Here is a 19636-nt window from a genome sequence, read left to right on the forward strand (position 1 = left end):
GGGGTCCGTGTACGTGGGCGTTTCGCGGATTGCCCGTGTACGCGGGCGTTTCGGAGTGCGTCCGTGTACGTGGGCGTTTCGCGGTGGTGCGTCCGTGTACGCGGCGTCTCGGCGAGGCCCGTGTACGGGACGTCTCAGTGCTTGAGGCGGTAGACCACGGTGTCGGCGAAGACGCCGACCATCTCGTAGTGGGTGTCCAGCAGGTTCTCGATCCGGGGGACCATGACCGGCTGGTACGGGGCGATGCCGGAGTCGTCGACGACGACCTCGGGCAGGCCGTTGGCCAGCTCCTTGTCGAAGGTCTGCCAGGCGTTGGAGACGCTGAACTGCTCGCCGACGTTGGCGCTGCCGTCCTTGCCGCCGCTGTAGTTGGTGAGGAAGCCGGCGGTCAGGTAGCGGGTGGCGGGCTTGCGGTCGGCCAGCCAGTACAGCTCGGGGTGCATGCCCCAGACCAGCACGGTGTCCTTGGGGGTGGTCTGGGCCGCGACGGCGGTGGCGACCTCGGTGGTGCGGTTGAGCCGCTCCCCCGGCCAGGCCAGCGCCAGGCCCCAGAACACCGTCGCCGCGACCGTGGTGTACACCAGGACGGGCTTCCAGCGGATCGCCGAGGTGGCGACCGCCCCGGTGCCCAGCAGCACCAGCGGCGGGATCAGCTGCAGGTAGTAGTGGCCGAAGAAGTGGAAGCCCACGCTGACCGCGACGACCGAGGAGAGCAGCCACACCCACAGGTCGGTGGTCGAGCCGTGCTCCTCGCCGGCCACCGGCAACGGGCGGTGGCGGTACCGGAGCCAGAGCCTGCGTCCGACGGGGAGCAGGAAGCCCAGGCCGGCCGCGGCCAGGATGGCCGAGTTGCCGAGCGCGCGGCCGAGCATCTGCAGCCAGGCGCCGCCGAAGGAGGCGTAGTCGCCGCTGCCGGTGACCACCCAGAAGAGGAAGCCCTTCGGCTTGGTGAGGATCACCGCGACCAGCGCTATCGGCAGGGTGGAGCCGAAGCCGATCTTGAACAGTGCGGGGAGCCAGCGCACCCCGCGCCGGCGGGCGTCCTGGAACAGCATCCAAAGCACCGGCAGCAGCACCGCGCCGCCGGTCTGCTTGGTCAGCGAACAGAGCGCCACCGCGATGCCCGCGGCCAGCCAGCGGCGCCGCTCGGCGTACCGGAAGGCGGCGACCATGGCGGGCAGCATGAAGACCTCGAAGGTCGCCGCCTGGGTGTCCTCCGGAGAGAGCCCGATGGAGACCAGCAGGTAGAGCAGCCCGGCACCGGCGCCGGCCCGGTTGCCCCAGCGGCCGCGGGCGATCGAGGCCAGCAGGATCGCGGTGCCCAGGTGGGCCACCACGGCCAGGGTGCGCAGCGGCCAGAGCGAGGCGGAGCCGAAGACCGCGAAGCAGGCCTGGTAGAGCCAGGGCAGCAGCGGGGGCTTGCGGTCCACCACGGTGTCGTACAGCACCCCGCCGTCCGCCAGCATCCGGGCCTGGGTGGCCAGGAAGCCCTCGTCCGGGCTCCACACGGGCCGGGCGAAGGAGGGGATGTGGGTGAGCAGCGCGACCAGCGCGAGCACCGGCACCAGCCTCGTCCAATACCCGGTTCGGACTTGGGTACGGACACGCTCGGGCAGGCGCTCGGCCAGTCCGGCGGGGCGGAGGCGGGTGGGGGTCGGCACGATTGACAACCTACCGGGCGGGATCGGCGCTGATGGCGCCGGTCCCGCCTTTCAGTACGATTGTCAGCTTGTTTCGTGACGAACTGTTACAGAGTTACGACGAACGGTCGTCGGTGGAATGGCCTAACCCCCGCCGTCATCAGGCTGCCGCTCCTTGGACGACCGCCGGTCAGGCGTGACGACCGCCGGTCACGCGTCCACCCGCGTCGCGTCCAGGCTGGATACCAGGGCCGTCACCTTGCGGGCGATGTCCGGGGCGTTCAGGCCGATTTCCGCCAGGATCTCGTTCCGGCTCGCGTGGTCCAGGAACTCCTGCGGGATACCGAAGTCGCGCACCGGCAGATCCACGTCCGCGTCCCGCAGCGCCTGCGCCACGGACGCGCCGACGCCGCCCACCCGGCCGTTGTCCTCGATCGTGACGACCACCCGGTGCTCGGCGGCCAGGCCCGGCAGGGCCGGGTCCACCGGCTTGACCCAGCGCGGGTCCACCACGGTGGCGGTGATGCCCTGGGCGGCCAGCAGGTCGGCGACCTCCAGGCTGGTGGGGGCCATCGCGCCGACCGAGACGATCAGCACGTCGGCGCGGTGGGCGCCCGAGGGCTCCTCGGCGGCGCGCAGCACGTCCATGCCGCCGACCCTGCCGACCGCCGCGACGGCCGGGCCGACCGTGCCCTTGGAGTAGCGGACCACGGTCGGGGCGTCCCTGACCTCGACGGCCTCGCGCAGCTGGGCGCGGACCTGGTCGGCGTCGCGCGGGGCGGCCAGCCGCAGGGTCGGGATGACCTGGAGGATCGACATGTCCCACATGCCGTTGTGCGAGGCGCCGTCCGTCCCGGTGACACCGGCCCGGTCCAGGACGAAGGTGACGCCCAGCTTGTGCAGGGCGACGTCCATCAGGACCTGGTCGAAGGCCCGGTTGAGGAAGGTCGCGTAGACCGCGAAGACCGGGTGCAGGCCGTTGGTGGCCAGGCCGGCGGCGCTGGTGACGGCGTGCTGCTCGGCGATGCCGACGTCGAAGATGCGGTCCGGGAAGGCCTCGGCGAAGGGGGCCAGGCCGACCGGGTGGAGCATGGCGGCGGTGATGGCGACGATGTCCTCGCGCTCGTGGCCGAGCGCGACCATCTCCTCGCCGAAGACGGAGGTCCAGTCCTTGCCCGAGCTCTTGACCGGCAGGCCGGTGTCCGGGTGGATCACACCGACCGCGTGGAAGCGGTCCTCGTCGTTGTTCTCGGCGGCGTGGTAGCCGCGGCCCTTCTCGGTGAGGCAGTGCACGATCACCGGGCCGCCGAAGCCGCGCGCCTTGGTCAGCGCGGACTCCAGGGCGGTCAGGTCGTGGCCGTCGATCGGGCCGATGTACTTGAGGCCGAGGTCCTCGAACATGCCCTGCGGGGCGATGAAGTCCTTGAGGCCCTTCTTGGCGCCGTGCAGCGTCTCGAACAGCTGCTGGCCGACCACCGGGGTGCGCTGCAGCGCGTCCTTGCCCCAGGACAGGAAGCGCTCGTAGCCCTGGGTGGTGCGCAGCGTGGCGAGGTGGTTGGCCAGGCCGCCGATGGTCGGGGAGTAGGAGCGCTCGTTGTCGTTGACGACGATGACGATCGGCAGGTCCTTGGCGTCGGCGATGTTGTTGATCGCCTCCCAGGCCATGCCGCCGGTCAGGGCGCCGTCGCCGATTACGGCGACGACCGGGTCCGCCTTGCCCTGGATCTTGTTGGCCTTGGCCAGGCCGTCGGCGTAGGAGAGCACCGTGGAGGCGTGCGAGTTCTCGATCACGTCGTGCTCGGACTCGGCCCGCGACGGGTAGCCGGACAGACCGCCGCTCATCTTCAGGCGGGAGAAGTCCTGGCGGCCGGTGAGCAGCTTGTGGACGTAGCTCTGGTGACCGGTGTCGAAGAGGATGCGGTCGCGCGGCGAGTCGAAGACCCGGTGCAGCGCGATGGTGAGCTCCACCACGCCGAGGTTGGGGCCGAGGTGGCCGCCCGTCTTGGAGACCTCGGTCACCAGGAAGGTCCGGATCTCCTGGGCCAGTGCGGCCAGCTGTCCGGGCGTGAGCCGGTCGAGATCGCGCGGTCCCCGAATGCGGGTCAGCAGGGCCACCCGTTCCTCCTCGTTCAGTGTTCGCGGACCGTGGACGGTCCGACGGGCGTCGCTGCCCGGTCCGGCGGCAGGCCGGCGGTCGCGGCCGGTTCCGACCGGTCGAGTCTAATGTCCGCCTGCCGGGCACCGAGCGGCGCGCCCGGTGCCACCGTTCGGTTACCGCCATTCCGGGAGGTCGGCCGGGGGATGCGGGTCACGGCAGATTGACGGACGGACGTTCGATCGCCTTTACATTCGGCCGCGCTTGCATCCGGATCACTCCTGCAGGAGCGGCCGGCACAACGGTGGACGGCGCCGGTCTCGGCGTCGACGGCCTCAGGCGCGGCCGAGGGCGCCGGACTCGCCCATCTCGCTCATCACCAGGGCCAGCGCGCCGAGCACCTCGGCCCGACCGCCGAGGGTGCCGGGGACGACCGAGAGCTGGCGGGCGGCACTGGGGATGGCGTAGCGGGCCACCGAGTCGCGGATCGGGGCGAGCACCAGCTCACCGGCCTCGGCGAGATCGCCGCCGAGGATCACCCGGCGCGGGTTGAGCAGGTTGCACAGGGTCGCCACGCCGGTGCCGATCTGCCGGCCGGCGTCGGCGATCACCCGGCGGCAGCCGAGGTCGCCCTGATGGGCCAGCTCGACCACCCGGGGCAGTGTGAGGTCCGGCCCGAGGGTCGAGGAGAGCAGGGAGAGCAGGTAGCGGGAGCCGACGAAGGTCTCCAGGCAGCCGCGGTTGCCGCAGCGGCAGACCGGCCCGGCCTCGTCCAGCGTGATGTGCCCTATCTCACCCGCCGTGCCGCCCGGACCGCGGTAGATCTGACCGTTGACCACCAGGCCGGCACCGACACCGCTGGCGATCTTGATGTACGCGAGGTCGCTCAGTCCGCGGCCCGCGCCCCAGACCAGCTCGCCGAGCGCGCCGAGGTTGGCGTCGTTGTCCACGTGCACCGGCATGCCGAGCCGCTCCCCCAGCTCCCGGCCCGGGGCGATGCCCGTCCAGCCGGGCAGGATCGCGGTGGAGCCCAGCGCGCCGGTCTCCACGTCGATCGGGCCGGGCACGCCGAGACCGACCCCGATCACCTTGTCCGGACGGAACCCGGCCTGCGCCAGCAGCCGCTCCACCATCGCCTCGGCGCGGTCGAAGCCCTGCTGGGCGGAGACGTCCACGTCGATCGGGGCGCTCTCCTCGGCCAGCACCCGGTGGGCCAGGTTGCCGACCGCGACCCGCAGGTGGGTGTGGCCGAAGTCGATGCCGACCACGATGCCGGCGTCGCCGCTGAGCGAGACGCTGCGGGCGCGGCGGCCGCCGGAGGAGGTGTCGGCGACCACGACGGTGCCGCTCTCCTTCAGTTCCCGCACGATGTTGGACACGGTGGCCGCGGAGAGGCCGGTGCCGCGGGCGATCTCGGCCTGGGTCAGCGAGCCGGCCATCCGCACCGCGCGCAGCACCCGCTCCAGGTTCGCCCGGTGCAGGGACGACTGCGAGCCCGGTGTGTCCGTCGACATGATCCACCCTCCCAGGGCGGGGAACCCTCCGCCGGGTGTCCCCTTCAACTCCTGAAGGGTACGGCCCGGGGGGCCCGGGTGGGGGTGCTGACGGCGGCGGTCGGGTGGCGGCGGGGACGGGCGGCCCGGGGCGTTGGGGCCGGGCGACCCGGGCGCTGGGAGTGGACGGCGCGGGCGGTGGGAGCGGACGGCGCAGGTGGAGGGGTGAGGACGGCTCGGGGGGCGCGCGGGTGGACGGGTCGCGCCGGGGCCGGTCGGGGGCGCGGGGGAATGGACCGCCCCGGGGTCACGCCGTGGTGTCGGGGGTGGGGGCCGGGTGATCGGAGGGTGAAGGTGTTGCACGGCCTGGACCTGCGGGGACGGGGTTCGGCCGTCCTGGCGGCGGCCGAAAACCACACACCACTAGCATGGTGCCCAATTCTCACCCGTCCCATCGGAACCGAGGTCGGTACCGGCAGGGGGACGCTTCCAGACATGACGGGGAATCAGATGGCAGGGGATCACCCTACGCCGGGGGCAGCCGAGACGCCCGGCAGCGGTCCGCAGGACAACCGGGGCGTATCGTTCGGGCGCCCGCCAGGGGGCGGCGTGGATCCGGCCGCCGTCGCGGACCAGATGACTCAGCTCGACGGCTCGGCCGTCCCGGGCCAGGCCGCCCCCGCCGGGCCGCCGCCCGCACAGCCGCCGGCACCGCCCGCGCAGCCGCCCGTCGGCGGCGCCGACTACGCGGCGTACGCGCCGACCGCGGCCGGCGGCTTCCCCGCCCAGGCCCCGCCGCCCCCGGCCGGCGCGCCGGTCGGTCCCTACGACCCGGTGCCCGCCGCCCCGTACGGCACCCCGGACGCCGGGCAGAACTACGGCACCGGCGGCTACAACTTCCCGCAGCAGCAGCAGCCCGGGTACAGCTACCCGGGCGCCCCCGCGGCGCCCAAGCAGCGCAACCCCGTGATGCTGTGGGGCGGGATCATCGGCGGTGTGCTGGCGATCGCGATCGTGGTCGCCCTGGTCGTCCTGCTGAAGAACGACCCCGAGCCCGACCCGTCCCCCGGCCCCGTCGCCACCGGCACCGGCGGCACCAGTGACGGTCCGAGCAACGACCCCGCTCCCGGCCCGGGCTCCAAGGGCGCCACCTTCAACGTCGCCTGGAGCGCCCCCAAGGGCGCCAGCACGGACAGCGCGAACCAGATGCTCGGCGTCTGGGGCACCGACAAGCTCGCCGTCCGCGTCGACAGCAGCGGCATCAAGGCCTACAACCTGACGGACGGCAAGGAAGCCTGGACCATCCCGGTCCCGTCCGGCAGCAAGGAGCTGTGCACCGCCTCGTACGGCGCCAACTCCAAGGGCGTCGCCGCGGTCTCCTTCAACACCGGTGACAGCGACTGCTCCACCGTCGGCGCCGTCGACCTCAACCAGGGCAAGCTGCTCTGGAGCGTCAAGGTCTCGGCCGACCGGCTGTCCTCGCCGACCCTGAGCGTCACCGAGAACGTCGTCGCCATCGGCGGCCGGACGGTCGGCGCCCTGAACATCGCCACCGGCCAGCCCGCCTGGCAGTTCCAGCCGCGCGACAAGGACTGCAGCGTGAAGGGCCGCGCGGCCGGCACCCAGATCGCCGTCAGCGACCGCTGCTACGGCACCAGCGGCCCGAAGTCGCAGCTGGTCATCGTGAACGCCGAGACGGGCAAGGCGGCCAGCACGCCGATCACCCTGACCGGCAGCATCGAGGAGGTCGACCAGGTCGTCCAGGACAAGCCGCTCGTCCTGCTGATGTCCAGCGGCCCGCAGGGCGACTACATCCTGCCGTTCGACAAGGACAACAAGCCGGGCAACCAGATGTCCGTCAAGGAGCCCGGCTCGGACAGCCTGCGCCTGTCCGGCCAGGACGAGGCCCTGACCCGCAACGTGGTCAGCGGTTCCACGCTGTACGTCCAGGTCAGCGGCACCAAGCCGGGCATCAACGCCTATGACCTGAACACCGGCAAGCGCCTGTGGGCGGCCACCAGCTCCTCCTCGAGCAACGACATGCGCCTGGTCTCCGGCACCGACAAGGACGGCAAGATCCGCGCCGTCGTCGAGCAGGGCTACGACAAGCCGGCCCGCCTGGTGACGCTCTCGCCGACCGACGGTTCGATGACCGACATCGGCACCATCGCGATGGGCAACGGCCTGGACATCGGCACCAGCACCTCCGAGTACCTCATCTCGGACGACGGCGCCGCGGTGTACGCCTTCCGTCGCTACAGCTCCACCGACGGTCCGCTGACCAAGTGGAAGAAGTGACGCCGGGGGCATGACCCCTCGTCGCGGCCGATGAGCGGTCGTGGCGACCGCGGGCGGGGCGGGACCGGGTGGACAGCCCGGGCCCGCCCCGCCTGCAATTTCCGGCGAGGCGGGCCGTGGGACGTGCAAGGATTCGGAGCATCAGTCTGACAAAGGAGTGCAGCGAGTGCCCGGCACAAACCTGACCCGCGAGGAGGCCCGCACCCGGGCCGATCTCCTGCGCGTGGACGCGTACGACATCGAGCTCGACCTGGGCTCCGCCCGCCAGGGCGGCACCTTCCGGTCCACCACCGTGGTCCGGTTCACCGCCACGACGCCCGGCGCGGACACCTTCATCGACCTCGTCGCCCCGAGCGTCGAGGAGATCACCCTCAACGGCGCCACGCTCGACCCCGCGAGCTTCGCCGACAGCCGCATCCCACTGCCGAACCTGGCCGCCGACAACGAGCTGCGGATCGTCGCCGACTGCGAGTACACCAACACCGGCGAGGGCCTGCACCGGTTCGTCGACCCGGTCGACGGCGAGACCTACCTGTACACCCAGTTCGAGGTGCCGGACGCCCGCCGCGTCTTCGCCAACTTCGAACAGCCCGACCTGAAGGCCGCGTTCAGGTTCACCGTGACCGCCCCCAAGGGCTGGGTCGTGGTGTCCAACTCGCCGACCCCGACCCCGGTCGGCGAGGGCGACACCCAGGTCTGGAGCTTCGAGCCCACCGGCCGGATCTCCAGCTACATCACCGCGCTGATCGCCGGCCCGTACGTCGGCGTCTTCGACAGCTACGAGAACGGCGAGCAGAAGGTGCCGCTGGGCGTCTACTGCCGCCCCTCGCTGCGCGAATTCCTGGACCCGGAAGCCATCTTCGAGGTCACCAAGCAGGGCTTCGACTACTTCCAGGAGAAGTTCGACTTCCCGTACCCGTTCGCGAAGTACGACCAGCTGTTCGTCCCGGAGTTCAACGCCGGCGCGATGGAGAACGCGGGCGCCGTCACCCTGCGCGACCAGTACGTGTTCCGCTCCAAGGTCACCGACGCCGCGTACGAGTCCCGCGCCGCGACGATCCTGCACGAGCTCGCCCACATGTGGTTCGGCGACCTCGTCACCATGGAGTGGTGGAACGACCTCTGGCTGAACGAGTCCTTCGCGACCTTCGCCGAGGCCGTCTGCCAGGCCGAGGCCCCCGGCTCCAAGTGGCCCCACTCGTGGACCACCTTCGCCAACCAGATGAAGACCTGGGCCTACCGGCAGGACCAGCTGCCGTCCACCCACCCGATCATGGCCGACATCAACGACCTGGAGGACGTCCAGGTCAACTTCGACGGCATCACCTACGCCAAGGGCGCCTCGGTGCTCAAGCAGCTGGTGGCCTACGTCGGCCAGGACGCCTTCTTCCAGGGCGTGCAGGCCTACTTCAAGCGCCACGCCTGGGGCAACACCCGCCTCAGCGACCTGCTCGGCGCCCTCGAGGAGGCCAGCGGCCGCGACCTCAAGGCCTGGTCCAAGGCCTGGCTGGAGACCGCCGGCATCAACGTGCTGCGGCCCGCGATCACGCTGAACACCGACGGCGAGATCGAGACCTTCACCGTGCTGCAGGACGCCCCCGCGCTGCCCGCCGGCGCCAAGGGCGAGGCCGTGCTGCGGCCGCACCGCATCGCGATCGGCCTGTACGAGCTCAACGGCGACGCGCTGGTGCGCACCGACCGGATCGAGCTGGACGTCGACGGCCCGCGCACCGAGGTGCCCGAGCTGGTCGGGCGTCACCGCCCCGCCGTCGTGCTGCTGAACGACGACGACCTCTCGTACGCCAAGATCCGCCTCGACGAGGACTCGCTGGCCGTCGTCACCGAGAACCTCGGCGGCTTCACCGACTCGCTGCCGCGCGCGCTGTGCTGGGCCTCCGCCTGGGACATGACCCGCGACGGCGAACTCGCCGCCCGCGACTACCTGTCGCTCGCCCTCTCCGGTATCGGGCGCGAGTCCGACATCGGCGTGGTGCAGTCCGTGCAGCGCCAGGTCAAGCTCGCCCTCGACGCGTACGCCGACCCGGACTGGCGCGAGCAGGGCCTCTCCCGCTGGGCCGCCGCCGCCGAGGAGCACCTGCGCGCCGCCGAGCCCGGCAGCGACCACCAGCTGGCCTGGGCCCGCGCCCTCGCCGCGGTCGCCCGGACCGACGGTCAGCTCGCGCTGCTCGCCGGGCTGCTGGACGGCTCGGTCGAGATCAAGGGCCTCGCGGTCGACACCGAGCTGCGCTGGACGCTGCTCACCCGGCTCGCGGCCACCGGCCGTGCGGACGAGGCCGAGATCGCCGCCGAGCTGGCGCGGGACAACACCGCGGCCGGCCAGGAGCACGCGGCCTCCTGCCGCGCCGCCCGGCCGACCGCCGAGGCCAAGGCGGAGGCCTGGGCGTCGGTGGTGGAGTCCGACAAGCTGACCAACTACGTCCAGGAAGCGGTGATCAGCGGCTTCCAGCAGTCCGACCAGCGCGAGCTGCTCGCACCGTACGCGGCGAAGTACTTCGCGGCGGTGAAGGGCATCTGGGAGACCCGCAGCCACGAGATCTCGCAGCAGATCATCGTCGGGCTGTACCCGGGGCTGCAGGTGACGGTCGAGACGCTGGAGGCCACCGACGCGTGGCTGGCCTCGGCCGAGCCGGCGCCGGCGCTGCGGCGGCAGGTCGTCGAGGCGCGGGCCGGGGTCGAGCGCGCGCTCAAGGCCCAGGCTGTCGACCGTGCGGCGGGCTCGCGCTGACGGTGTCGCGGATCGCGGCGGCGTAGCGGCGGGAAGCGGCGGGAAGCCGCGGATAGCCGTAAGGGGCGTCGGACGATCGTCCGGCGCCCCTTCGGGGTCGTGCAGGCCATGCGGGTCGTGCGGGTCCTGGCGGACGGTGTTGCTTCTTCGTGGTTACTTCTTCTTGGCCTTGCCGTAGGGCAGGCCCGCCAGGGCGGCGATCACCACGAAGAGAACGATCGGGAGAAACACGTACAGGCCGAGGGTCTGGCCGACGCTCAGGCCGGAACCGGGGTCATCGCCGTCGTCCCTGGTGTAGGCCATGGCGGGCGACGACAGCAGCATCATCAGCGTGACCGTTGCGGAGACCGCGCCGGCTCGCAAAGCGTTCCTCTTGTCCACGTTTCCAACTTACCCGCCGCTTATGGAAGGGCGCGCGTCGGGGTCGGCCTGGTGGGGTGGGGGACCTCTCGGGGGACCTCTCGGGGGACCTCTCGGGGGACCTCTCGGGGGACCGCGAGGAGCTGGGCGAGGAGGCGGGCGGCGGGGGCGGCGGCCAGGCGGTCGAGGGTGACCGGGTCGCCGTCGCCGTCCGCCACGGGGAGGCGCCAGTTCGGGTACTGGTCCCAGGTGCCGGGAAGGTTCTGCGGGCGCGGGTCCCCGACCAGGTCCGGCAGCCAGACCCCGACCAGCTCCGCCGGGGTCGCCCGCAGGAAGCGGTACAGCACGGGCATCGACAGCGGCTCGCCCGGGGTGAGCAGCCCCCGCGCGGCCAGCTCCGCCTGCCAGTCCGCCAGCTCCTCGGCCGCCTCCTCCTGCTCCTCGCCCAGCGGGCGGGCCAGCAGGCCGAGCCGGTGGCGCAGCTCGACGTGCTCGCCGGAGAGGCGGGCGGCGGTGCTCGGCAGGTCGTGGGTGGTGAGGGTGGCCAGGCAGCCCGGGCGCCAGCGGTCCGGGGGCAGGATGCCGCCGCCGGCCTGCCAGTCCCGCTCGAACCAGAGCACGGAGGTGCCGAGCACGCCGCGCGCCGCCAGCTCCTCCCGTACGCCCGGTTCGACCGTGCCCAGGTCCTCGCCGATCACCGCCGTCCCGGCCCGGTGCGCCTCCAGGGCCAACACGCCGAGCATCGCCTCCGCGTCGTAGCGGACGTACGCGCCCTCGGTGGGCGGGTGGCCCTGGGGGACCCACCAGAGGCGGAAGAGGCCCATGACGTGGTCGATGCGCAGGGCCCCCGCGTGCCTCGCCGCCGCTCGCAGGAGTTCCGCGTACGGGGCGTAGCCGGCCTCGGCGAGGGCGTCCGGGCGCCAGGGCGGCAGGCCCCAGTCCTGGCCGTGGGCGTTGAAGGCGTCCGGCGGGGCGCCGACCGAGATGCCGCCGGCCAGGACGTCCTGCAGCGCCCACGCGTCGGCACCGTCCGGGTGGACGCCCACGGCGAGGTCGTGGATCAGGCCCACCGGCATGCCGGCCTCGCGGGCGGCGCGCTGGGCGTGGGCGAGCTGCTGGTCGACCTGCCAGGCGAGCCAGGCGTGGAACTCGACCCGGTCGTTGAGTTCCTTCTCCGTTTGCCCGACGTGTGGGCCGTCCGGGTGACGCAGACCCTTCGGCCAGTGGTGCCAGTCGGCGCCGTGCACCTCGGCCAGGGCGTTCCACAGGGCGTGCCGGCGCAGCCACTCCCCCTCGCGGCGCCGGAACGCCTCGTACGCGGCCTGCCGGCCGGGCCCGCGCGGCACCTCGTGCAGCAGCTCCAGGGCCTCGCGCTTCAGCGCCCAGACGGCGTCGCGGTCGATCAGGCCGTCGTGGCCGAGGACCTCCTCGCGCAGCCGGGCCGCCTGGTGGCTCAGCTCCTCGGCCCTCCGTCGTCGCTCCGCGGTCAGGTAGGCGTACTCGGGGACGGCCTCGATCCGCAGGTGCACCGGATCGGCGAAGCGGCGGGAGGAGGGCCGGTAAGGGGACGGGTCGGAGGGCGCGCCGGGGAGCCCTGCGTGCAGCGGGTTGATCTGTACGAAGCCCGCGCCGAGGCCGGCGCCCGCCCACTGCGCCAGCTCGGCGAGGTCGCCGAGGTCGCCCATGCCCCAGGAGCGGTCGGACAGGACGGAGTACAGCTGGGCGAGGAACCCCCAGCTTCGGCCCGGGAGTTGGGGCAGCTTCTGCGGAGCGACGATCAGCGCCGCTTCGGCCTCCCTCCCGTGGGACTCCGCCTTGAGCGTGTGCCGCCCGAGGGGCAGGTCGGCGGGCAGCCAGTGCGAGTGCCCGCGCGGCAGCTCCCAACTCCCGCCGTCCTCCAGCTCCACGCGCAGCCGGGCGTCCGCCGGGACGTCCAGCGCGGTCCGCCGCCCCTGCCGGACCACCACGCACGGCGGCAGCAACCGGCTCTGCTGCTCGGCCCGGTGACGCTCCAGTGCCTCCCGCACCTCCTCCGGCGACCCGGCCGCCACCCCCAGCGCCGCCAGCACCGCGACCAGCGTCCGCGCCCCCACCGCCTGCCCACCCGGCCCCGGGTACCGGGTGTCCACCCCGTACGCCTGCGCCAGCGCCACCAGTTCGGCAGGCGGCGGCGGAGCATCCTGCGCCGGCACCTGCTCGACTCCGTCACTGTCGTGGTAAGCGGCCACTCGCGGCTCCTGCGCTGTCTCGGCAACACCCGGTTAGGACCCCCCAGTCCTACCCGGGTAACCACCCGGCCACGCTGCGCGACACGACGGTGTCGGGTGCGCCATCGGCACCCGCGGCGGCAACGTCGCGTCCCGGCTGGTCAGAGGCCCCGTCAGGTGCGGTCGGGCCGACCGGCCGGAGTGGCAGGAGGTGCGGGTCCGGACCGGCTTTCGGAGAGGGTTGGAGGAGGGTTCGAGGAGAGTTCGGGGAGGGGCTCGGGAGGGCCCTGCGAGGGGATGAATCGGGGCAAGGTCGGCATAGCCGTCGGCGGCGTTGACACCGGGTTGGGTAGCTGGTGGGGTGGCGGGCGATGTGGTTCCGGCCTGGCGAGGAGTCTCCTGTGCAAGCCCGAGTGTCCGTCGCGGCCGGGCGGCGGCTGCGGTCGCAGTTGGAGCAGAGTCCGGCGTTGCGGGAGGTGCTGCAGCACCCGGCGGCGTTGGCGGCGCGGCGGGCGACGGCGCGGACGTGCCGTCAGCTGGCGCCCAGGACGGCGGACCGGCTGATCGCGGACCTCAAGGGGACGGAGCCCCTGCTGGCGTCGGTGCGGGCCGAGCGTGCGGCGGGGCGGCCGGGGCGGCGGGCGATGCAGATCGCGGCCGGGGTCGCGGCCGCGGCGGTGGTCGGCGGGCTGCTGGCCGGGCCGGTGCCGTCGGCGTACGCGCAGACGCCCGGAACGGACGTGGTGAGCACCGCGCCGCAGACGCCGCTGGGGAGCGTGACCGACCCTCAGGTGTTCCCGCGGCCGCAGGAGCAGACGGTGGCGGGCAAGCCGGTGGTGGTGCCGAGCGCCGTGACCCTGGTGGCCACGCCCAAGGCGGACATCGGCGCGGTGCTGGCCGTCCGTGAGGTGCTGGACATCGCGGGGGCGACCGAGGTGACGCCGCAGCCGGACGGCGGGACGCCGGCAGCCGGCTCGCTGGTGGTGTACGTCGGCGGCCCCTCCGAGGGCGCCGGCGGCGAGGTCGACCGGGTGCTGCGGCAGCTGACCGTCGCGGCCGGCGGCAAGGAGGGCACCGCGCCCTCGACCGCGAACCTGCCGACCGGCGGCTACGTGCTGTCGGCCGGTCAGCTGCCCGCCCAGGGCGGCGGGACGTACGGCGCCGTGGTGCTGGCGGGCGCGGACACCACCGGGACCTTCTACGCCGCGCAGAGCCTGCGCCAGCTGCTGGCCGCCGTACCGGCCGGGCAGGGGCAGGCGGCGGGCGCGAACGGGCTCGGCCTGCCCGGGATCGCGCTGCGGGACTGGCCGACCGGCGCGCCGGTGCGCGGCACCGCCGAGGCGTTCTACGGCACCCCGTGGACCGCGCAGCAGCGGCTCGATCAGGTCGACTTCCTCGGCCGCTCCAAGCAGAACTTCTACCTCTACGCCCCCGGTGACGACCCGTACCGGCTCTCCCGCTGGCGCAACGCCTACCCCGCCGCGCAGGCGGACGAGCTGCGCGAGCTCGCCGACCGGGCGCGGCGCAACCACGTCACGCTCGGCTACGCGATCGACCCGGGGCAGTCCCTCTGCTTCAGCTCCGGCAAGGACACGGACGCGCTGGTCGCCAAGCTGGACGGGCTGCGCAAGCTCGGCTTCACCGCCTTCCAGCTGCAGTTCCTGGACGTCAGCTACGACGAGTGGCACTGCGACGACGACCGCGACGAGTACGGCACCGGGCCCGCCGCGGCCGCCAAGGCGCAGGCCGCGCTGGTGAAGAAGGTGCAGGACCGGCTGATCGCCAGGAACCCGGGCCTGGCGCCGCTGTCCGTCGTCCCCACCGAGTACCACCAGCAGGGCGCCACGCCGTACCGCAAGGCGCTGGCCGCGGCGCTGCCTGAGGGCGTGCAGGTGGCGTGGAGCGGGGTCGGGGTGATCCCCGAGAAGATCACCACCGCCCAGGCCTCGGACATCGCCGACCTGTACGGGCACCCGCTGGTCACCATGGACAACTACCCGGTCAACGACGCCAGCCCGGACCGGCTCTTCCTCGGCGCCTACACCGGGCGCGACCCGGGGGTGGCCACCCGCTCGGCGGTCATGCTGACCGGCGCGATGCAGCAGCCGGTGGCCTCCCGGATAGCCATCGCCACCGCCGGCGACTTCGCCTGGAACCCTGTCGGCTACAAGCCGGAGGAGTCCTGGAAGGCCGCCGTGCGCACGATGGCCGGGCCGACCGGCGCCGGCGCGACGCCCGCCGGGACGGCGCTGCCCGCGGTCACCGCGCTGGCCGGCAACAGCACCTCCTCGCCGCTGTCCAAGCAGGAGTCCGGCTACCTGACGCCGCTGCTCGACCGCTTCTGGGCCGCCGTCGAGCCCACCTCCGGCACCGCGCCCGACCTCACCAGGCTGATAGAGGCCGCCGCCCCGCTGCGCGAGGCCTTCGCCACGATGGCCACCGCCCAGCAGACCCTGGCCGGCACCCCGGCCACCGCCCAGCTGGCCGGCGAGGCCGCGCCCTGGCTCGGCCCGCTGCGCGACTACGGGCTCGCCGGGCAGGCCGCGCTGAACATGCTGCTGGCCCAGCACGGCGGCGACGGCGCGGCGGCCTGGAAGGCCCGGGTGGAGCTCAACCGGCTGCGCGAGCAGCTCGACCGGTCCCCGGCCACCGTCGGTGCCGGAGTGCTCGGCCCCTTCCTGGAGCGCGCCGTCCGCGCCGCCGACACCTGGGCGGGCGTGGTCGGCGGCGGAGTCACGGCGACCACGACCCTGGGCACCGCGCAGGACCACCTGCCCGCGCTGATGACGGACGGCGTGGCGGACACCTTCTACTGGAGCTCCGCTCCCCCGCAGCCCGGCGACGCGGTCGGCCTCGACCTCGGCGCGGGCCGCCCGGTCAGCAACGTGACCGTGCTGATGGGCAGCTGGGGCAACGGCGCGGACGCCCGCACCGCCGTGGACGACTACATCCGCGACGGCGTGCTGGAGTACTCCACCGGCGAGGGCGGCTGGAAGCAGCTCGCCGTCGTCAGGAACCAGAAGACGATCAGCGCCCAGCTCCCGCCCGGCACCGTCGTACGGGCGGTGCGGCTGCGGGCCACCGCCGCGCAGAAGACCGCCGTCGCGGTGCGCGAGTTCACCGTCACCGCCCCCGACGAGTCCCCGGCGAGCGTCACCGGCGGGCCCGTCGCCCTGCCCGGTTCCTCCGCCGCCGCCGTGTTGGACGGCAACCCGGACACCGCGTACCGGGCCGCCAAGCCGCCGACCGCGCAGGACGAGCCGCTCACCGTCGAGCTCGGCGCCGCCCGTCCGCTGGACCGACTCACCGTGCTCACCGACCCGGGCGTGCGCGCCACCGCCACCGCCGCGGTGCGCCGCGCCGACGGCACCTGGGCGGACATCGGCACCGTGCAGCCCGGCTACAACGAGCTGCCGGCCGGCGGGCAGCTCGCCGACGCGTTCCGGCTCACCTGGAAGCCCGGCGGCGACCCGCCGGTGGTCAACCAGGTGATCCCCTGGTACGCGGACGCCCCGGCGGCCCGGCTCAGCCTGTCCGACCCGGCCCTGGACGTGGTCACCGGCGCGGCCGCGCCCGTCCAGACCCGCGCCACCGTGGAAGCCGGCCGCCCCGAGGGCACCACCGGCGAGCTGCGCACCGAGGTGCCGGCCGCCGCCAAGGGCCTGACCGTGACCCCGGCCGGCCCGGTGACCGTGCCGCGCGGCGGCCGGGTGGGCGTGCCGCTGCTGGTCGGCGCCGCGCCGGGCACACCGTCCGGGACGTACCAGGTGCCGGTGCAGTTCGTGGCCGGGACGACCATCGTCAAGCAGGTCCTCCAGGTGCACGTGGTGCCGCCGACCGGCGGTCCGGACCTGGCGCTCGGCGCGAAGGCCACCTCCTCGGGCGACGAGACCGCGAACTTCCCGGCCTCGGCGGTCGCCGACGGCGACCCGAAGAGCCGCTGGTCCTCGCCTGCCAAGGATGACGCCTGGGTGCGGCTGGAGCTGCCGCAGGCGACCCGGCTGGGCTCGGCGGTGCTGCACTGGCAGGCCGCGTACGCCGCCTCGTACAAGATCCAGGTCTCCGCGGACGGGAACTCCTGGACGGACGCGGCGACGGTGGACAACGGCAAGGGCGGCGACGAGACGGTGCGCTTCGACGCGCCCGGGGTCCGGTTCGTCCGGGTCCAGGGTGTGGCGCGGGCGACCAAGTACGGCTACTCGCTGTGGGGCGTCGAGCTGTACGCGGTGACCCCGCCGGCCCAGCCGCAGCCACCGGCCGGACAGCCCGCCCAGCCGGGACAGCCGGGCACCCCGCCGGGCACCACGGCGACCCCGCCGGCGGCTCCGCCGAAGCCGTAGCCCTCGTACCGGGTCCCCGAGAGAAGCGGCGGGCCGCCGGCTCCCCGGTGCGGGGGGCGCGGCGGCCCATGAGGCGCGTACCGACGGTGTGACGGGCGGGCCCTTGTGTCGCTTCGGTCAGGCGGAGAGCGGTTCGGGCTGCTCGCCGCGGCGGACGGGGGTGGGGTGGGCGCCGTGCGCCCGGCCGATCGGGACCGAGTGGTTGGGCTCGGTATGGTCGTGGTGCTCGTACTCGCCCCACTGCGGGGCGCGCAACTGGTCGGCGCCGCCGTAGGGCTCCAGGTAGGGGCGCCAGCGCGGGTCCTTGATGCCGGTGCCGATGATCCGCCAGGCGAGTCCGCTGGGCGGTGCGGGTGGGCGCTTCATCCGCCACCCCAGTTCGGTGAGGTGGCGGTCGGCCTTGGTGTGGTTGCAGCGGCGGCAGGCTGCCACCACGTTGTCCCACCGGTGCTGGCCGCCCCGGCTGCGCGGGATGACGTGGTCGACGCTGGTGGCGGCGGCCCCGCAGTAGACGCAGCGGCCGTGGTCCCGGGCGAACAGCGCCCGGCGGGTGAGCGGGACGGGCCCGCAGAACGGGACCCGGACGAAGCGGGTCAGACGGACGACGGACGGCGCCGGAAGGGCGCTGGTGGCGCTGTGCAGAGTGACTTCCGAGTCCTCCAGGCTGACCGCCTTGTGGTTGAGGACCAGGATGAGTGCGCGGCGCATCGATACGACGCCGAGTGGCTCGTAGGACGCGTTGAGGACCAGGACATGCGGCACGGATGCCTCCTTGGACGCCTGCGGCGCGTGGCTCGCGCCGGGACGAGCGGTTGGATCGCACAACGAGTGCGCGATCTCCCCCAGTGTCGCCTTACGACTTTGTACGGCGCCACCACTCCTGTGTAACGGACCTGACGTGAACGTCGGGTGTGGTCTCCGACATAGCCGGTATGCCCGGGGGAAGGTCGGGTTGCACCCGGGTGCCCCCGGGGCGGGGTGGGGCGGCGCCCGGTGGCCCTCCCGGGGGACGGATCGGCTGGTCGGAGCAGTGTTCGGGCGGGGCGGGAGGGCGTCCGGGCCGCGATGTAGGGGGAGCGCACCGGGGCGTTGACGGGGCGTCCGGGCTGGTCCGTACGCCCTTGGGCGGCTTCCGGCGGGGCCGTCGGCGGGCTTCGGCGTGTCCGGGTGGGTGTTCGGTAACGGATAGGCTAAGGCGCACGGTCCGCGGGCCGCTTGCCGGCGGTGCGGGCTCGACACGCCCCCAGCAAGGAAGGTCCGCACGTGTTCAGCTCCGGCGCCACCGGTCTGTCCGCCGCGTCCTCGACGCCCTCCGTCCCGACGACGCCGAGCCCCAGCCCCACCGCGCAGCTGCCGGACCTGGACCTGCGGATCCCGACCAGCGCGCAGGAGGTCTCGGACACCACCAAGCAGGCCGCGAGCTGGTTCGACACCCACTGGCAGGCCTGGCTGGCCTCGGGCCTGCGGATCGTCTTCATCGTGGTGCTGGCGCTGGTGCTGCGGGCCGTGGTGCGCAAGCTGATCTCACAGCTGATAGGGCGGATGGCGCGCTCCCCCGAGCACCAGGAGGAGAGCCGGCTGGGCGGGCTGCTGGCCAACACCGGGGTGGTGAACCCGGAGCGGCGCCAGCAGCGCTCGGAGGCGATCGGCTCGGTGCTGCGCAGCGTGGCCTCGTTCACGATCCTGGGCACGGCAGCGCTGATGGTGCTCTCCGCCCTGGGGGTGAACCTGGCTCCGCTGCTGGCGAGCGCCGGTGTGGCCGGTGTGGCGATCGGTTTCGGCGCCCGCAACCTGGTCACGGACTTCCTCTCCGGGGTCTTCATGATCATGGAGGACCAGTACGGCGTGGGCGACGAGATCGACACCGGGGTGGCGACCGGCACGGTGCTGGAGGTCGGCCTCCGGGTGACCAAGCTGCGCGGTGCGAACGGCGAGATCTGGTACATCCGCAACGGCGAGGTCAAGCGGATCGCCAACATGAGCCAGGGCTGGGCGACCGCCTCGGTGGACGTCCAGATCGGGTACAAGGAGGACCTGCTGCGGGTCGAGGACCTGATCGTGCGGACCGCCGAGGAGCTGGCCAAGGAGACGCCGTACGACGAGCTGGTCTGGGCGCCGGTGTCGATCCTGGGCGTGGAGTCGGTCGCGGCGGACTCGGTGATGGTGCGGGTCGAGGCCCGGACCGCGCCCGGCAAGGCGCCGGCGGTCTCCCGAGCGCTGCGGCAGCGGCTGAAGGTGGCCTTCGACGGTGCCGGGATCAAGGTCAAGGAGGAAACCCCGACGGCGGCGGCTGCGGCTGCCGCGGCGGCCGCCGCCGCGACCGGCGTGGTCATCGCGCCGATCCCGGCTCCCACGGCCGAGCCGGCGGCGCCGTCCGCGCTCGCCGACCCGAACTCGGCCCGCTTCAAGGCCACCGAACCGATCCCGGCCCCGAAGCCGGAGCCGTAGGGACACCCT

The 19636-nt window shown here is 73.4% G+C and carries 10 protein-coding genes; 4 read left to right on the plus strand and 6 right to left on the minus strand.

The window, feature by feature from the left end:
- Positions 1-134: 134 nt before the first annotated feature.
- The 3 genes from ACZ3TI_RS09880 to ACZ3TI_RS09890 form a co-directional block, all read right to left on the minus strand.
- Positions 135-1661: an ArnT family glycosyltransferase gene (locus tag ACZ3TI_RS09880; RefSeq protein WP_465725273.1), complete on the minus strand. Its 1527-nt coding sequence runs from the start codon at positions 1659-1661 to the stop codon at positions 135-137.
- 189 nt (positions 1662-1850) lie between these two features.
- Positions 1851-3755 carry a 1-deoxy-D-xylulose-5-phosphate synthase gene (gene dxs, locus ACZ3TI_RS09885; RefSeq protein WP_465725275.1) on the minus strand — a complete coding sequence of 635 codons (1905 nt, stop codon included), beginning with the start codon at positions 3753-3755 and terminating at the stop codon, positions 1851-1853.
- A gap of 315 nt (positions 3756-4070) precedes the next feature.
- Positions 4071-5249, minus strand: a complete 1179-nt coding sequence (locus ACZ3TI_RS09890) for an ROK family transcriptional regulator (RefSeq protein ID WP_465725277.1) — start codon at positions 5247-5249, stop codon at positions 4071-4073.
- Between the two features lie 615 nt (positions 5250-5864).
- Here ACZ3TI_RS09890 and ACZ3TI_RS09895 point away from each other — a divergent pair.
- Positions 5865-7526 carry an outer membrane protein assembly factor BamB family protein gene (locus ACZ3TI_RS09895; protein WP_465725279.1) on the plus strand — a complete coding sequence of 554 codons (1662 nt, stop codon included), beginning with the start codon at positions 5865-5867 and terminating at the stop codon, positions 7524-7526.
- A gap of 166 nt (positions 7527-7692) precedes the next feature.
- The gene (gene pepN, locus ACZ3TI_RS09900; protein WP_465725281.1) at positions 7693-10272 is read left to right on the plus strand and encodes an aminopeptidase N; all 2580 of its coding nucleotides are present in this window, start codon (positions 7693-7695) and stop codon (positions 10270-10272) included.
- A gap of 153 nt (positions 10273-10425) precedes the next feature.
- Here the strand turns inward: pepN and ACZ3TI_RS09905 are convergent, their stop codons facing one another.
- Entirely contained in the window at positions 10426-10653 is a 228-nt protein-coding gene (locus ACZ3TI_RS09905; RefSeq protein WP_465725283.1) for a hypothetical protein, read from the minus strand.
- Positions 10654-10673: 20 nt separating this feature from the next.
- The gene (malQ, locus tag ACZ3TI_RS09910; protein ID WP_465725487.1) at positions 10674-12824 is read right to left on the minus strand and encodes a 4-alpha-glucanotransferase; all 2151 of its coding nucleotides are present in this window, start codon (positions 12822-12824) and stop codon (positions 10674-10676) included.
- A gap of 416 nt (positions 12825-13240) precedes the next feature.
- Between malQ and ACZ3TI_RS09915 the strand changes: the two genes are divergently transcribed.
- Positions 13241-17179, plus strand: coding sequence for a beta-N-acetylglucosaminidase domain-containing protein (locus tag ACZ3TI_RS09915; RefSeq protein ID WP_465725285.1), 3939 nt, complete (start codon positions 13241-13243; stop codon positions 17177-17179).
- Positions 17180-17296: 117 nt separating this feature from the next.
- On the opposite strand, the gene ACZ3TI_RS09920 is transcribed toward ACZ3TI_RS09915, so the two are convergent.
- Entirely contained in the window at positions 17297-17941 is a 645-nt protein-coding gene (locus ACZ3TI_RS09920; RefSeq protein ID WP_465725287.1) for an HNH endonuclease, read from the minus strand.
- Between the two features lie 501 nt (positions 17942-18442).
- On the opposite strand from ACZ3TI_RS09920, the gene ACZ3TI_RS09925 reads away from it, so the two are divergent.
- Positions 18443-19627: a mechanosensitive ion channel family protein gene (locus ACZ3TI_RS09925; RefSeq protein WP_465725289.1), complete on the plus strand. Its 1185-nt coding sequence runs from the start codon at positions 18443-18445 to the stop codon at positions 19625-19627.
- The last annotated feature ends 9 nt before the right edge of the window (positions 19628-19636 follow it).

Source organism: Kitasatospora sp. NPDC023120 (genome assembly GCF_055560835.1).

Bases quoted from the DNA above. Each gene is read 5' to 3' on its own strand.
- ACZ3TI_RS09890 (WP_465725277.1), bottom strand. From the start codon at position 5,249: ATGTCGACGGACACACCGGGCTCGCAGTCGTCCCTGCACCGGGCGAAC.
- ACZ3TI_RS09895 (WP_465725279.1), top strand. From the start codon at position 5,865: ATGACTCAGCTCGACGGCTCGGCCGTCCCGGGCCAGGCCGCCCCCGCC.